Origin of the sequence: Comamonas koreensis (assembly GCF_014076495.1) — a bacterium.
In the GTDB taxonomy this organism is placed as follows: domain Bacteria; phylum Pseudomonadota; class Gammaproteobacteria; order Burkholderiales; family Burkholderiaceae_C; genus Comamonas; species Comamonas squillarum.
Genome location: NZ_CP043575.1, coordinates 2437521 through 2453252, shown reverse-complemented (window position 1 = coordinate 2453252; position 15732 = coordinate 2437521). Strand labels below are relative to the sequence as shown.

Sequence of the window (15732 nt, the reverse complement as noted above, 5' to 3'; positions counted from 1 at the left end):
ATCGTCCTACATACGTTTTGAAAGAGGTAACCCATGGAAATGCGCCCACCCCTGCCCCCCTTAACCCGCGAAGCCGCCATCCAAAAGGTGCGTATGGCTGAAGACGGCTGGAACACCCGAGATGCCGCTACAGTGGCTATGGCTTATACGCTGGATACACAGTGGCGCAACCGCGCCGAATTCGCGCACAGCAGAGCGGAGGCCCAGGCCTTCCTGGAGAGAAAGTGGAACAAGGAGCTGGACTACCGGCTCATCAAAGAGCTGTGGTTGCATGAAGGCAACCGGATCGCGGTTCGGTATGCGTATGAGTGGCATGACGACGCAGGCCATTGGTTCCGCTCGTACGGTAACGAGAACTGGGAGTTCGAAGCCGACGGCCTGATGCGACGCCGCTACGCCTGCATCAACGACATGCCGATCAAAGAGTCCGAGCGCAAGTTCCACTGGCCCCTTGGCCGCCGGCCGGATGACCATCCTGGACTGTCAGAGTTGGGGCTTTAATAAACAGGCTAGCGAGCGGTTCTACCATCTCAATGGCAAATTTTCCCGCTCCCCCGCGGACCAGTCTGAGGCAGCTCGGCACCTGGGCATCTCCCGCTTGGTCCTGCTCAAAAATCTGGTGCGACTGGGTTGAAAGCAGCGACCGTGATCCACCGCTGGGGCGCCCATCACCGCCGCTGCGGTGATGGGCATCAGGCGCTTACTTCACTAAAGGCACCACACCCAGCGCCAGCGATGCCAGCAGCATCACCATGCTTGACCCCACGGCCCACTTGATCGCTTGCTTTTGCACGGCGCCGTAGTTGAGATCCAGCATGCTGACCAGCAAATAGGTGGAGGCGACCAGCGGGCTCAGAATGTGCACGGGCTGGCCGATGAGCGAAGCGCGGGCCATCTCGGCGCCCGTCACGCCGTAATGGGCGGCGGCCTCCGCCAGGATGGGCAGCATGCCGAAATAGAACACATCGTTGGAGACGACCCAGGTCATCGGGATGCTGACCAAGGCGGTGACCACGGCCATATAAGGGCCCAGCGCCTCGGGAACCATCGCGACGATGGTCTTGGCCAGTGCCGAGGCCATGCCGGTTTCGTTCAGGATGCCGATAAAGACGCTGGCAGCAAACAGCATCATCGCTACGGACAGGATGGCGGGCGCATGTTCGGCCATGCGCTTTTGCTGGTCCTGGTGCTTGGGGAAGTTCACGACAAAGGCAATAGCGGTGGCCAGCATGAATAAATAGGCCAGAGGCAGCACTTCCATCACCAGGCCAACCATCAGGCCAATGGTCAGCGCCCAGTTGAAGTACAGCTTCCAGCCAGCAGGCGGGTGCTGCTCGAGCATCTGCGCCGTGTCGAGCTGGACGATGCCCAGGCGGCTGCGCTCACGCTTGCCAAACAGCCAGGCCATAAAGAAGGCCCAGACCACGCAGGCCAGCAGTGGCGCGAACAGCGGCGTGAACACCTCCGACATCTCGACCTTCATCGAAGCGGCGGCCCGAGCCGTTGGGCCGCCCCAGGGCAGCAGGTTGCCAATGCCAGTGCACTGCAGCAGCAGCACCGCCACCAGCGGCAAGGACAGGCCCAGGCGTTTGTAGATCGGCAAGAAGGCCGACAGCACAATCATGTAGACCGTGGCGCCATCGCCATCGAGCGCGACCAGGTAGCCCAGCGCCACGGTGCCGATAAGGATCTTGACGGGATCACCGCCGACCGCGCCGACGATGCGGCGGATGATCGGATCGAACAGACCGGTGTCGGTCATCAGCATGAAATAGGCCATCGCGAAGATCAGCAAAACGCCGGTCGGTGCAATGGTGCGAACGCCCTTGATGACCATGGCGCCCATCTCTGGTCCAAAGCCTCCAATCAGCGCAAAAATGGTCGGGACCAGAATCAGGGTGGCCACGGCCGACATCCGCCCGCTGATCAGCAGGTAGATGAAACAGGCAAACATGGCAAAGCTCAATGCGACGAGCATGGACGTGTTCCTCCACCCCCACGGGCGCTGGCCCGAAGGGAGATGTGTCTTGGTAAAGGGGTCAGCGAGGGGTCCTGCTGACCTTCTTGGTATGGCCGCTGAGGCGGCTGGCGATCAGACCGGCAGACCCTTGGCGCGCAAGGTGGCGTCAAAGCGCTCGGGGTCCGAACGACCGGCCTCATTGTCGGCGCGGATCTTGGCTTCCTTGACCAGGTGCGCACGGCCCAGCTCCAGCACCCGCGCTGCCTCGGCGGCCGGGATCGCGATCACGCCATCGGCATCCCCAACGATCAGGTCACCCGGCAGCACGGCCATGCCGGCGCAGGATATGGGGATGTTGATCTCGCCCGGGCCGTCCTTGCTCGGGCCCCGGTGCGTATGGCCCTTGGCAAACAGCGGCATGCCCTCCTCGGCCCATTCGCAGAGGTCCCGCACAGCGCCGTCGATGACCAGGCCGCCCAGTTTTTTAGCTACGCAGGTGGTACGGATCAGGCCGCCGACCAGGGCTTGGGCCACATCGCCGCCGCCATCGATCACCAGCACATCGCCGGGCTGCACCATCATCAGCGCCTTGTGGATCATCAGGTTGTCGCCCGGGCGCACGCGCACCGTCACCGCAGGGCCGCACAGGACGGTGTCCAGCCGCGCATGGTACTGGCGCAGGCCGATGGTGCCGATATTGCGGCTCATCGCATCGCCAATCGCGGCCACCGGAATCTCGCGAAACGCGGCTACAACGTCAGCGGCTGGCCCGTCCACACGGGGGTTGATGCGGTAGCCCGCAGGCCATTGGAGCGATGCGGTAGTAGTGGTGTCAGAACTCATGCGGCGCTTTCTCGGATAAAGAGGGAAAAGGTATCGAAGGTCGTTGGGCGGGCATCAAGCCAGTACTTGCCCGTTCACGCAGGCGGCCGCATCGGCCGGCTGCCCCTGCAGCCAGCCCAGCACATTGCGCGCGGCGCCCGAGGCCATGCCGGCCAAGGCGGCGGGCGTGGAGCCGCCCACATGCGGGGTCAGCACCACATTGGGCAGGCGGGTCAGCGGGTGGCCGGCAGGCAGTGGCTCCTCGTGCATGGTGTCCAGGCCGGCGGCATAGAGCTGCCCGGTCTTCAAGGCATCGATCAGCGCAGCCTCGTCGATCACCTCGCCGCGCGCGGTGTTCACCACGATCGCGCCGCGTGGCAGTTTGGCGATCTGTTCGGCACCCAGCATGCCGCGGGTGTGCTTGTTCAGGGGTACATGCAGGCTCAGCACATCGGCATGGCCCAGCAGCTCCTCGAAAGAGCCCAGCAGACGAACGGCGGGGTTGGAGCTCTGCGCCAGAGCCGGGTCAAACGCAACCACCTGCATGCCGATGGCCAGCGCAGCCGCTGCCACCCGCTGCCCGATCTGCCCGAACCCGACCAACGCCAAGGTGCGGCCCTGCAGCTCGATGCCATCCTGCACGCGCGACCAGCGGCCGGCATGCAGTTCGCTGTCCATCCAGGCAATACGGCGGGCTGCGGCAAACATCAGGCCCAAGGTCATCTCGGCCACGGACTGGGCATTGGCGCCTGGCGTCACATACACAGGAATGCCGCGCGCCGTGGCCGCCTCGACATCGATATTGCTGACGCCCACGCCATGCTTGGAGATGACCTTGAGCGTGGGGCAGGAGGCAATGGCCTTGGCCGACAGCGCGACGGTGCGCGAGATGACGGCATCGACCGGTTCGGTCGCCATGATGTGCTCCACCTCCTCGGCGCTGTTGCCATCCTGCAGATAGATGACACGGGCATTGGCCTGGGCCAGCAGGTCAACCCCGCTTGGGGCCAGACGGGGTGCGGTAACAAAGATGCAGAAAGTCATAGGTGAGAGTCAAAAAATCAAACGCTGAAGCCGTACAAGTTGCAGGCGTTGTCCAGCAGGATCTGCCGTTGCACAGCGCTATCGGGTACACAGGCAGACAGCCAACGCAGCAGCGCTGCGTCATCGGGGGCCGCATCTCCGGTCTTGTGGATAGCGGGGTGCGGCCAGTTGCTGCCCCAGACCAGGCGGTCAGGAGACAGCGCAATAAAGCGCTGGGCGACACGGGCAGCGGAGGCGTAGCCCGGCGCCTCGGCCGCGCCATCCAGCTCTGCGCCGGACAGCTTGAGCCAGGCGCGCTGCTGCTGCAGCAGCTGGGCCACCACGTCAAATGCGGGATGCGTGCTGCCGCCATGGCCCGGCAAACGGGCGAGGTGGTCAAACACCACCGGCACTGGCAAATCACGTATCGCGGGCGCCAGCGCAGCAATCTGATCAGCACTGGCATGTAGCTGCAGATGCCAGCCCCAGGGTGCAATCAGCCGGGCCACCGCATGCATCTGGCCAGCAGCCACAGGCGACGGCCGCAGCAGGTTGAAGCGCACGCCACGGGCGCCGCGCTGGTGCATCGCGGCCACATCGTCCGCGCTCGTGCTGGCATCCACCACGACGACGGCGCGGGCAACGTCCAAGCCCAGCTCGGCCACCGCATCCAAGGTGCAGCGGTTGTCCGTTCCGTAGCTGGAGGGCTGCACTACCACCACCCTGCGGGTGCCCAGCCGCGCCTGCAGCTGCCGGTAATCGGCCACAGTGGCTGCGGGCGGATGGAGGTCGGCCCCAGCCGCATAGGGGTAGCGGGGATCGTTGATATGAATATGGCAGTCGCAGGCGCCCGCCCATTGCTGGCCTGACAGAACCGGCAGCGGCGAAGGCAGCGCAGGCGACGCATGCTTGCCGGTGGCTACCGCATCAGTCATCGATCGACACCTTGCTGGTCTGGGCCGCATTGGCCCAACGCTTGGCTTCCGCTGCCACATAGGCTTCAAACTCCACACGCGTCAGCGCCGTGGGCTCGGCACCCATCTCCCGGTAGCGCTGCTGAACCTTGGGGTCCTTCAGGGCAGCGGTCAGCGCGCTGGAGAGTTTGTCGAGGATGGCAGGAGGCAGACCGGCAGGCGCAAACAAGCCGGTGTAGAGCGTGGCATCCACCGCCGGGAACCCCTGCTCCGCCAAGGTGGGCACATCGGGCATCAACGGCGAGCGCACAGGGCCCAGCTGGGCGATGGCCTTGACTCGGCCATCCCGGATCAGCGGCGCGGCCGTGGTGATCTGGTCCACCATCGCATCCAGGGTATGGCCCATCAGGTCGGCCGCCGCAGGGCCTGTGCCTTTGTAGGGAATGACGGTAATGGGCGTGGCCGTGGCGGCCCGCACCAGCTCGATCGCCAGATGGGTGAAGGAGCCGTTGCCAGCGGTACCCACGCTGGCGCCGCCCGCGCGGCCCCTGGCATAGGCATTGAACTGCGCAAAGTTGCTGGCGGGGATATGGGTGGAGATCGTCAGCACCGCCGGATTGGTGGTGATGCCACCAATGACCGTGAAGCTCTTGACGCCGTCGTAAGGCACCTTTTTGCTGACCGCATTGGCCACCGCGTTGGGGCCGGAGTTGCCCAGCAGCAAGGTATAGCCATCGGGCTTGGCGCGGGCCACATAGGCCGCGCCGATCACGCCGCCAGCGCCGGGCCGGTTCTCGACGATGACCGGCTGGCCCAGCGACTTGCCAATCAGGTCCGAAATGGCCCGTGCCGTGAAATCGATGTTGCCGCCCGGGGCAAAGGGCACCACCAGGGTGATGGCGCGGGTTGGCCAGGCGCTTGCAAAGGCCGCCGAGCAGGCGAAGGCCAGCGCTGCCACTGCAGCCTTTTTCGTCATATTGCGCATGTCTTGTCTCCTGTTATGGGATGGCATTCTCCAGTCGACAAATCATTCCGTCCATTGGATAATTTTCATAAAATAATTCCTAAATGTTATCGATGGACATCAATTTCCGGGACCTCAAATACTTCGAAGCGGTGGCAGATGCCGGCCATGTCGGCCTGGCTGCCGACAAGCTGGGCCGCACGCAGCCGGCCCTGAGCAAGGCCATCCAGCGGCTGGAGGAAGCTTTTGCGTGCGAGCTGTTTGAGCGCAAGGGCCGGGGCATCCAGCTCACCGCCGTGGGCGAGGTGCTGCTGGCCCGGGCCCGGCTGCTGCGGGGCACGACCGAGGAAGTGCTGCGCGAGGTCAACGACTTCTCGCGGGGGCAAGCCGGCCATGTGCGCATTGGCAGCGGCCCCATCGCCGCCGACTATGTCCTGCCCGAAATCTGCAACCTGCTGCTGGCCGAGGCGCCCGAGACCACGATCGACATCACCACCGGGCCCAGCCTAATGCTCCGAGAGCGCTTGAAGGAAGGCTCGCTCGATCTGCTGATCGGCCTGATGCCGGACGACGATGAGGAGCTGGTATCGCATGCCATCGTCGACGACGTCGTCGTGGTCGCCACCAGCCGCCGGCACCCCGTGTTTTCGCTGCCGCAGATCACTGTCGAGTCGCTGCTACGCTGGAAATGGGTGCTTCCGCTCGAGAGTATCCCCAGCCGGCAATGGCTGGATGCCGCCTTCCGCGCCCGGGGCCTCTCTACCCCGCAGGTGCAGATCAACGCCAACTCCATCCCCCTGCTGCCCCGCCTGATTGCCCACAACGAGCTGCTGAGCTTTCTGTCTCGCCACACCCTGGCAGAAGCGCGTGGCCACCAGGCGCTGCGCGAAGTACCGCTCAAGGAATTGCAGCTGCTCCGCAAGCTTGGCGTGACCTACCGCCGCTCCGGCTACCTATCGCCTGCGGCCCGCCGCTTGCTGAATCTGCTGCGGGAGCGGGGAAGGAGTTTGTTTGTGGGAGCTGGGGATTGAAAGCCACAGCAGAGCGCACCCCGCACTTGTGCAAGAACGCCACCCGGCCTCGGGCGCAGACACCAACATGCATCCGTAGTCCAAAAACTCGAATGCGGCATTGACGCTGAGGGCTGGCGCATGCAATCTATCAGCCAACAACGCCTATTCATCCCTTACAGGCAGAATTTTCCCCCCTATAGCCCCCCATCATTTCCCCAGAAAAGATAGAAAATGGACTGGAAAAGAGCGCTTGTCATCGCCGCACTGGTGAAGCAAAAGGTCGCAGAGGTGGATGCCCTCGGCTTATGGCAGCACATCCTTCCCGAAGTCGCCGCCAGCGAGCAAGCATTGGATGCACTTGAAATGTGCCTTGGCGAAAGCCTGGACTCGGGGTACAGAAGCTTTTTGCTGCATGCCGAGCGTTTCATTACCAGATTGACCTATTCGGTATCGACGATCTCTTGGCGGGGCCACGCGCTGATCGTGCGAAGGAACTTAGCGATTTGCTGGAGCGGCTGCCCGACTTGTGCGGATGCGACCGGTCAGAATTGATGGCAGTGGCGGTTTCCTCCGACGACATCGATATCATACTCATGACACGGCCCCATGCAGGCGAACCAGGCCAGGTTTTCTGGTTCGCTGGCGGACTGATCGATACCTTCCCCACATTTGAAGATTTTTTCTGGCAATGGTCGACTACAGCCGGCTTGACTACCAGGGACTTCTTCACAACCAAACCTCGTAGACAGACACCGACGCGGGACCATCGCGAGGTTCGGCAGAGCTATGGCCTGGATGGCTCTGCACAGACTGCAGCGTTAATCTTTCGCCCAGTCCAACTGCCCCAAGCCCACGCCGTTGCCGTGGCGGTCACGTAAGCGGATCATGGCGCCACCTCGGTTCATCAATGGCTTGGGAGAGTCCCGGTTCCAGGAAGCACCATCACCAAGCCGAACTATGCAACTGACTTGGTTATCGGCGCTTCCCGTCACGGGTGGGCGGCAACTGGCTAGCCCGTCTTCCGAAACGGCTGCATTGCCTTCTATCTTGCTGAGGGTGAAGCTTGTCTGGAGCGCTGGCAGGAACCATTGCCCCAAGAATTCTTCGGGCCAGGTTTCTGCCCGTTCCAACTGCAGGCGCCTGATGCGAACAGGCTGCTCGCCGGGCAGTTGTACAAGGCCCGAAGTCCAGTACTGCCATTCTTCTTGAGGCTGGGCGTTGAACTTTTGGTATGCAAATTCCAAAAGCGCATCGCCTGCATGGCTACGCCATTGTGCAGGCTGCTGTACGCCCCCGATGCTGCGACCATTTGCATACTCATCCATCGGGATGGTCGCTACCGTAGCCAAGGTATCGACCCCTTTGCTCACATAATCGGCACTGCCCATATGAAAGCTGGGCTGTCCGTCGGGACGGTAGTTGAAAATCTGCAAGATCGCAGTGCTGCCTTGAATATCCAGGGCTAAACCCCTGCCTGGCTTTCCAGTTAATTCGTCCTCTACCACCCAGGTTCCATTGATAGGCATCAAGGTATTGAAATTTTCACGAGCCGAGCACTGCAAGGAACAAGCGCCTGGCCCAAATTCATTTCCGTCTGGATAATAGTTTTGCTGTGTATAGGGTGTTATCAATTTGCCATCGACTACCCGAGTGGAGCCCTTGATGCTGGAGAACTGGTCGAAGCCCGTCAGCTGCAGCGTAGTGACCGGCTGGCTTTCGCCAGCACCTGCCAAATCCACGAAGCCTGACAAATCATAGCCAGCCAATTCAAAGTTCAATCTGGCGATGTTGGGGCCTTCTGCGGGTTTCCCATCAAATCCCAGAACAGGTTCAGAGCCTGAGGGAAGGCATGTAAAGCGGCTTCTCAATCCATCTGGTTCACAGACCAGCTTTTGAAAAATAGTTCCGCCATACCCTCTGGGGTTGTACCCGTGCTTATGCATGGTGAGCTCGGTTCTGTTGTCGCGAGACCGCGAAAGTTCCGCCATCCATTGAAAGGCCACTTCTCGCTGTGCATTCAACACCAGCATGGTCATGAGACGCGTGCCGTTTTGCATGACGGGATTCGTCACGCCTTCCATCGCGCTGTCGACCAGGAATCGCCTTATCTCGACTGCAGGCTCGCCAGGAAACTGCACCGTTCCTTTCAAGCCGCTGGTAAAGCTCACCGTCACATTACCCAGATTGGCGTCCTCTTTCGCATCCCGTGCCTCGCTGCCAAAGCTACGGCCACCTTGATAGCGCATCAGCGGGGCGGTGACAGCCGTGCCATCCATATGACCGGTGGCAGTGTAGAAGGTGGCATCCCCATTCTTCTCATAGCCAAATACCTGCATAAAAAACGTATTTCCCTGTACATCAATCGCCAGGCCACGTCCAGGCTTGCCGTCCACTTCTTGATTGATGACCCAGGTGCCAGCTTGTGGCGTGAAATCGCGCGCTGCCCAACTCGCGGCTCCTGATAAAGCAGCCAAAGAAACCAACATAGCCGAACGAATCACTTTTATGCATTGGGTGCTTTTCACTTTATCTCCTATGGTGCGCAGCAAGTATAGGGGATGCGTCGTTAATCGCTGGCTATCTACCGCCATCCTTTATTTATCCGCAACCCGCAGCCAATGCTCGCTGCGGAATACCTCTGTACACAAGCACGCTGTGAAGAGCGGTGTCACTCTCAGGCGTCAACAAACGAGCCCATGTCGTGGGTGCAAAAAATATTAGTTCCCAAACCAGCTGCGGCGGATCTGGCAAAAAACTGCCAGACCAGCCGCGCAACGAGGGACCGTTAGCCTGCCCCTCAGCCCTCTCGCCTCTGTTTGATCAAAAAATATGACTCCAATGCTCTGCCATGCAAGCTGATCACAGCCAAGGCCTTCAGTCCTGCTTGCGCGCCACCACACGGCGCCCCACCAGGCCCATCCCGCCCACTAGCGCCGCCAGCAAGGCCAGCGCCCAACCCGACAGCGCAGGAACCGCAATGGGATTGGCGCCGCCGTTGCCTGGGGGCGCGGTCACCACCACCTGCGACGGGGTCAACACGACGGCCCCCGCATTGTTCGCATCGCCGCTGTAGGTCACGGTGATAGCGCGCTCACCCTGCGCCAACGCGGTGGTGGTGCAGCGGGCAGTGGCGGTATCGCCCACGGTGGCAAGGGCCACGGGGCCGCCGCAGAGCACGGTGGGGCCATCGCTGAAGGTGACGGTGCCGCCAGGGGCGCTGCCGATCACCGTCGCGGTCAAGGTCACCGCCTGGCCCTGCTGCACTTGCTGCGGGCTGGCCTCCAGGCTGACCTGCGCGGCGGACTGGCCGACGGCGAAGCTGGCGCTGCTGGTTTGCAGCAGGGCCAGCTCGGCCAGGCTGGGGTTGAGCGCCAGGCTGGCGACGAGGCTCTGGCTACCGGCTTGGGCAAACTCCAGATCGTCAAACACGGCAATGCCGGTGGCAGTTGCCAGGTCTACCGATACCGGCGTGGTGGCCAACACCCGCTTGGCCAGGCGGCCCGTGCCTGGGCCTTGGGCCAGCTGCACGCTGCCCAGCGAGGCGAGTGCGCCAAGGGCTGGGTAGCTGGTACTGTTAAAGGCCTGGCCGTTTTCTTCCAATGTGACTTGTGGCGCTGGCAGCATGGGCGTGTTCAGCGCCACCGCTGATGGCTGCACGCTGAACTGCATCGCGTAATGGCTTTGCACGGCACCGGCGTCCACGCAGGATGCGGACACCAGGCCGTCGGCTGCATAGGGGCGTGCGGCGCCGCGCTGGTCCAGCGGCGGCACGGTCACCCCAGCCGCGCTGGCCACGCCCGCACAAATGCTGCGCGAACCGGGCAGCGCCAGCAGGGTTTGCGTGTTGCCGCCGTAGTGGCCCAGCGGTGCCAGCCCAGGGTCGATGGTCGTAGATGTGTCCCGGGTAAAGACATTGCCACCGCCATCAACGAAGGTCAGCCCTGTGCTGCGGATATCAGCCGCTGGCCCAGCGCCGCCGCTGTTGCCGGCCACAATGCTGTTCACCAGCGTCAGGCTGGGGGTGTTGCCACCGTCGGCTGCGCCACTGATACCACCGGCAACGCCGCTGCTATTGCCTGCCAGCGTGCTGTTCACCAGCACCAAACGGCTCTGGCCCTGGCTGAACAGGGTGCCGCCTTGGCCGGCCGCATCCGGGCTGGCATTGGCGCTGAAGGTGCTGTTCTCGATTTGCGCCACACTGCCCAGGTTGGCAAGCGCACTGCCACCCAAGTCGCCTTGGTTGGACACCCAGGTGCTGCCGCGCAAGCTTGCGGTGTGGCCCGATGCCACCAACAGGCCGCCACCCAGCTGCGCAGCACTGTTGCTGTCGAAGCTGGAACCTTCAATCTCCAACGCACCCGTTCCATGCGAGTACACCGCCCCACCCGATCCCGCCTGGGCCAGCGTGTCATTGCCGCCGCTATAGCCCCCGGCTGCGGCCACATTCTGCGCCAGCACCAGGTTTTGCAGCTGCACCATGCCGGTGGAATGGTTGAGCACCGCGCTGCCGCCGTTGGAGCGGCCTTGCGCCAAGCGCAGGCCCGCCAGGCGCACCGGCTGCGCGGCAGCCTCGATCTGCAGCACACGGCTGGCACCATTGCCGCTGACCGTCAGCACATCGGCGCCCGGGCCCTCGATGGCCACGCTTTTAGCCAGGCTGATCTGGCCATGGGCCAAGCTGATGGTCTGCGGCGCAGCGGGGTTGAACACGCTGGCATCAAACTCGATGACGGGCGCGCCGCCCAGCATATTGGCCTGCAGCACCGCATCGCGCAAGGTGCAGGTGTTGGCATTGCCCTGGGCACAGGCTTGTGGGTTGCTGCCATCGCTGTCGCCAGCGTTGTTGACCACATAGCTGGCCGCAAAGAAACGCAACACGCTGGCGGGCGTGATGGGGCTCATGCAATGGGTGTTGGGCGGGGCCACATAGCAGCCTTGGGTAAACACCTGTACCGCTGCATCACTGCCGCCCGCGCCGGCTGGCGCCACAAAGCTGAGCGACGTGGCTGTCACATCGAAAGGCTGGATATAGGTAAAGCCGGCAAATTGCACTTGGGCCGTGGCATTAAAGTGGCTGCCGTTCACCGTCACCACCGTGCCGCCTGCGGCATCGGCCACGGCGGGCGCCAGATTGGTGACGGTGGGCGGCAGCAAGAGCACCTGCGTGCTGGCCGAGCCTTTGGCCACTGGGTTGGACAGCGCATCTGCCACCGTGATCTGCTGGCTGCCCGTGGCGGCCAAGGTGGCGCTGAAACTGCCCGCGCCGCCGGAGAGCGCGGCGTCTGCGGGCAACTGTGCCCCGGCATCACTGCTGCTGAAATGCACGGTGCCGCTGTAGCTGGGCATCGCATGGCCATCGGTATCGAGCGCGTTGACGGTGATGTTGAACGCCTGGCCCGCAGCCACTTGCGCTGGCAGGCTGATACCGAAGCCGCCCAGCTGCTGGGCCGCAACGGTAAAGGCCGCGCTGCTGACCGAGGCTGCGCCCAGGTAGGCACTGAGGCTGACGCCCGCGACCGGAACGCCACCGGGCAATGTGAAGCTGACCGTGCAAGCAGCCTGGCCGCTGGCATTGCTTGGCGCGCAGCTGGCGCTGGAAGTCAGGCCCGCATGTGCGCTGGCAAGCAAGGCCGGCGTAACCGCCACCAGAGGCTGCCCGCCGCTTTGCACATCCACCGTCACCGGCAACGCCGCGCCCGGCGCCACCTGGCTGGGGAAAGGCGAAGGGCTGGCAAGCGTCAGGGTATAGGCCTGGCCTTGCACAGCACCTGCATCAATCACCGCACCCACGGTGGCTGGGCGCGGTGCGCCGATCTGGTCGAGCGCCTGCTCGCCTGCTGCGTAGCGGCCCAGGCCCAGTGCCGGCGAGCCCGCCAGGGGCGGCATCGTGGGCATGGTGCCGCCATAGGCGCCCAAAGTTGCCATGCTCACTTGCACCGCATCCTCCAGCCGAACGGTATTGACCAGGCTGTTCTGGACTAGGAAAGAGGCCCCTCCGACGACATCCGGATAGCTGTTGGAGGGTGCTGTATTGCCACGGATGATGGAGTTGACCACCAACGGCGCGCTGCTGCCCTCCTTATAGAAGCCCCCACCAAAACCGGTCGTGGCCAGGTTGGCGCTGATGGTACTGTTATGGATGACCACGCTGCCGCCAGAGCTGCTGTTGATGCCGCCCCCCCGGATGGCGCGGTTATTGGCAATGGTGCTGTTGTGAATCAGCAGCGCCGTGGCAGTCGGATCATTCTGGATGCCGCCGCCGTAGCCAAACGACGCGTTGCTGGCCGTGTTGTTGGCCACCGTGCTGTTGAGCAAGCTGAGGCTGCCGCGGTTGAGGATACCGCCACCATTGCTCGTGCTGGTGTTGGTGTTGCCATCGATCCAGCAGCTGTCGACCGTGAGCTTGGCAGCGCTGTTGATACCTTGGCGCGCGCCACTGATGCGCAGCCCAGCGAGACGAACCTCCAAGGTACTTCCGGTACCGCTGGCGCCTTGGCCGGCATTCATCACAAACATGGTCTGCGAGCTGCTGCCCCTCAAGGTCAGCAGATGCGCACCCGGGCCCGCAATGTCCACGCTGTAACGAGGAGCCAATTGGCTCACCGCAATCGTCTGCGGAGACGAAAACAGGCCCGCGTCAAACTCGATGCGCGCCGCAACGCTGCTGTCTGCATCTGCATTGAGCGCCAAAATCGCATTGCCGAGGGTGCAAGTGCCACTATTGCCTGCACCGCAGCCGGACGCATTCACCGTAGCGCTGGTTACGGCATTGACCACATAGGTTTTGGCCTGGGCCGCCAGTGGCAGTGCAGATGCCAATGCCAAACTGCCCAGCAAGATCAGCTGCCGCAAGCGGCTCCCGGCGGCCCTTGCCTGCGCTGTGCGCTCAAGGGTCGTTGCCAGCCCAACTCTCCCGCATTGCGCCCGCCTGTCGACGTTACCGGCGTTGCCAAAACTAACCATAGTTACCCCCAGTCTTGTCTTGAGCGCAGACTAAAGGGGTAAGCCGGTTTTGCCATCCCGTAAATTAGTGATTCGGCTGCGGGTGGCGGGCTTTCAGGGCCTGCCCAGGGGAGATGTGGGGACTATCGAGGCCCATGCGCGGCACTGGGGCGATGGTCAGCGCTCGGGTGAAAGCCAATGCAGTCCGCTTGCTTATCAGCGTCCAGCCGCCAGGCTTCCCAGAGCTACTCTGCGTCACCGATCGTGTGGCTTGGCCCAAGCGGAAGAATACAGAACAGATGCCTGGCATGCTGCCATCCGCTTCTGCTCATGCAAGGGCAAATAGCGGTTGGCCTCCGCGCGATGGCGCTTGCCGAAGGCCCCATAAGAGCCGGTACCTTGGTGCAGCCTGCACAACATGCCGCGCGTGAGTCCAAGGCTCAAGGTTGACCCGCCCCCTGCTGCAGCTGCCGGCTCAACGCCTCTATCTGGGCATCGATTGAAGACAAACGCGCATGGTCGCTGGTGCCCGGCGCCGGCCTGCGGGCCAGCAACTCCGCCCCTTCTTCCCTCAAGGCTGCCAATCTTTCAGCCAAATCCTGCAGGTTGCTAGAACGTTCTGGCATTTGGTTTTCTTCAATTTTCTTTGAAAAATTAACTCTACCTATTTATTTGATGAAATCTATCCGGCGTTACAAAAACTACATAACGAAGCGATTTCCGCTTACAGAGTGCCCGTGCCAGCGCATTGAACTTTTCCGCCGAGCACGGTCCCGGCTGCCCCGGCTTTGCCAAGACCACAGCCATGCGGCATCTACCCCGCATCTGCGCAGCAGCCCCGTCTGAGGCGCAGATGCGCCAAAACAGGAGGCCTGCGCAAGCCCCGCGCTGACAGCGGGCTGCCGTGGTCCCCACTACGCTTTTGCGACGCGCTCAGCGCATTTCTCAAAACCACAAGAGCAGCACCACATGGTCAAACCCCAAAAGCCTTTGGCTTATGTCACCGATGCCTCGCCCGGCTGGCAGCGCATCCAGCGCGGCGACGGGTTTGTCTACCAAAACCAGCGCGGGCAGACCATCCGCAACCCGCGCCAGCTCGAGCGCATACGCCTCTTGGTCATTCCCCCCGCCTACACCGATGTGTGGATCTGCCCCGATCCGCAGGGCCACCTGCAGGCGACGGGCCGCGATGCCCGGGGGCGCAAGCAGTACCGCTACCACCCGCTGTGGCAGGAGCAGCGCAAGCAGACCAAGTTCGAGCGCATGGCGGCCTTTGCGGCCAAGCTGGGTCTGATTCGAAGGCGCATCCAGCGCGACCTGAAAGCGGGGGATACCACGCAGACCTCGGTGGCGGCAGCGGTAGTCCGCCTTCTGGACACCACGGCGCTGCGCATTGGCAACGACAGCTATGCGCGCGAGAACGGCTCGTTTGGGCTGACGACCCTGCGCAACCGCCATGTGACGATGCGCGCATCGCGCATCCGGCTGGCGTTCAAAGGCAAGAGCGGCGTGGAGCAGCAGGTGGAGCTGGAGGACCCGCGCGTCGCGCGCATCGTGCGGCGCTGCCAGGACCTGCCGGGCCAGCGGTTGTTCCAGTATGTGGATGATGCGGGCGAGCGCAAGCAGCTGCGCTCCGAGCATGTGAATGCCTATCTGCACGAGATCGCCGGTGAGGACTTCAGCGCCAAGGACTTTCGCACCTGGCATGCCAGCGTGCTGGCCTTGTCGCTGGCGCTGCAGTCGCGCAGCAGCGATGCGCCGCTGACGGCACCCGATATCGTCCGCCAGGTCGCCCAGCACCTGGGCAATACCGTGGCGGTCTGCCGCAAGTACTACATTCACCCCCTGGTGATGGAGGTCTGCGAAGGTCCCGAGGGCGGCGCGCGCTGCGATGCCTATGCGGGCAAGCTGCGCGGCAGCGCGGGATTGCGCGAGGCCGAGCGCACGCTGATGGCGTTTTTGGCGACTGGCAAGCGGCGGCGCAAACCATAAAACGGCTTTGGGCCTTCTCCTTTAGCGCATTGGGCAGCTGCTGCAGCGTGCATGCGGATGCCTGGCGCCAATCCTGGCACAAAGAAAAAACGCCGATATCTC

General features: G+C 63.0%; 11 protein-coding genes. 4 read left to right on the top strand and 7 right to left on the bottom strand.

The annotated features are described in order from the left end of the window. Positions 1 to 33 precede the first annotated feature (33 nt). Positions 34 to 501: a DUF1348 family protein gene (locus F0Q04_RS10925; protein WP_182345423.1), complete on the top strand. Its 468-nt coding sequence runs from the start codon at positions 34 to 36 to the stop codon at positions 499 to 501. Between the two features lie 199 nt (positions 502 to 700). Here F0Q04_RS10925 and F0Q04_RS10920 read toward each other — a convergent pair whose 3' ends face one another. The 5 genes from F0Q04_RS10920 to F0Q04_RS10900 all read right to left on the bottom strand — a co-directional run bounded on the left by F0Q04_RS10920 (position 701) and on the right by F0Q04_RS10900 (position 5704). Continuing rightward, complete coding sequence (locus tag F0Q04_RS10920; protein ID WP_182345422.1) at positions 701 to 1978, bottom strand: CitMHS family transporter; 1278 nt, start codon at positions 1976 to 1978, stop codon at positions 701 to 703. Positions 1979 to 2092: 114 nt separating this feature from the next. Continuing rightward, complete coding sequence (locus F0Q04_RS10915; protein WP_182345421.1) at positions 2093 to 2803, bottom strand: RraA family protein; 711 nt, start codon at positions 2801 to 2803, stop codon at positions 2093 to 2095. A gap of 54 nt (positions 2804 to 2857) precedes the next feature. After that, the gene (locus F0Q04_RS10910; protein WP_182345420.1) at positions 2858 to 3826 is read right to left on the bottom strand and encodes a hydroxyacid dehydrogenase; all 969 of its coding nucleotides are present in this window, start codon (positions 3824 to 3826) and stop codon (positions 2858 to 2860) included. A 17-nt stretch (positions 3827 to 3843) separates the two neighbouring features. After that, positions 3844 to 4740 (bottom strand): amidohydrolase family protein, encoded by an 897-nt coding sequence (locus tag F0Q04_RS10905; protein ID WP_182345419.1) that lies wholly within the window; start codon positions 4738 to 4740, stop codon positions 3844 to 3846. Beyond that, entirely contained in the window at positions 4733 to 5704 is a 972-nt protein-coding gene (locus F0Q04_RS10900; RefSeq protein WP_165841141.1) for a Bug family tripartite tricarboxylate transporter substrate binding protein, read from the bottom strand. The genes F0Q04_RS10905 and F0Q04_RS10900 overlap by 8 nt, the downstream gene beginning before the upstream one ends. 92 nt (positions 5705 to 5796) lie before the next feature. Here F0Q04_RS10900 and F0Q04_RS10895 point away from each other — a divergent pair, with 92 nt between their 5' ends. Continuing rightward, positions 5797 to 6714: a LysR family transcriptional regulator gene (locus F0Q04_RS10895; protein WP_182345418.1), complete on the top strand. Its 918-nt coding sequence runs from the start codon at positions 5797 to 5799 to the stop codon at positions 6712 to 6714. A 213-nt stretch (positions 6715 to 6927) separates the two neighbouring features. Beyond that, a complete protein-coding gene (locus F0Q04_RS10890) occupies positions 6928 to 7248 on the top strand; it encodes a hypothetical protein (protein WP_182345417.1) in 321 nt (106 codons plus the stop codon). 266 nt (positions 7249 to 7514) lie between these two features. On the opposite strand, the gene F0Q04_RS10885 is transcribed toward F0Q04_RS10890, so the two are convergent. Both F0Q04_RS10885 and F0Q04_RS10880 read right to left on the bottom strand, forming a co-directional pair. Then, positions 7515 to 9221: a hypothetical protein gene (locus tag F0Q04_RS10885; RefSeq protein ID WP_182345416.1), complete on the bottom strand. Its 1707-nt coding sequence runs from the start codon at positions 9219 to 9221 to the stop codon at positions 7515 to 7517. A gap of 349 nt (positions 9222 to 9570) precedes the next feature. Beyond that, a complete protein-coding gene (locus F0Q04_RS10880) occupies positions 9571 to 13515 on the bottom strand; it encodes an IPTL-CTERM sorting domain-containing protein (RefSeq protein WP_182345415.1) in 3945 nt (1314 codons plus the stop codon). Between the two features lie 1092 nt (positions 13516 to 14607). On the opposite strand from F0Q04_RS10880, the gene F0Q04_RS10875 reads away from it, so the two are divergent. Further along, entirely contained in the window at positions 14608 to 15630 is a 1023-nt protein-coding gene (locus F0Q04_RS10875; protein ID WP_116925160.1) for a DNA topoisomerase IB, read from the top strand. The last annotated feature ends 102 nt before the right edge of the window (positions 15631 to 15732 follow it).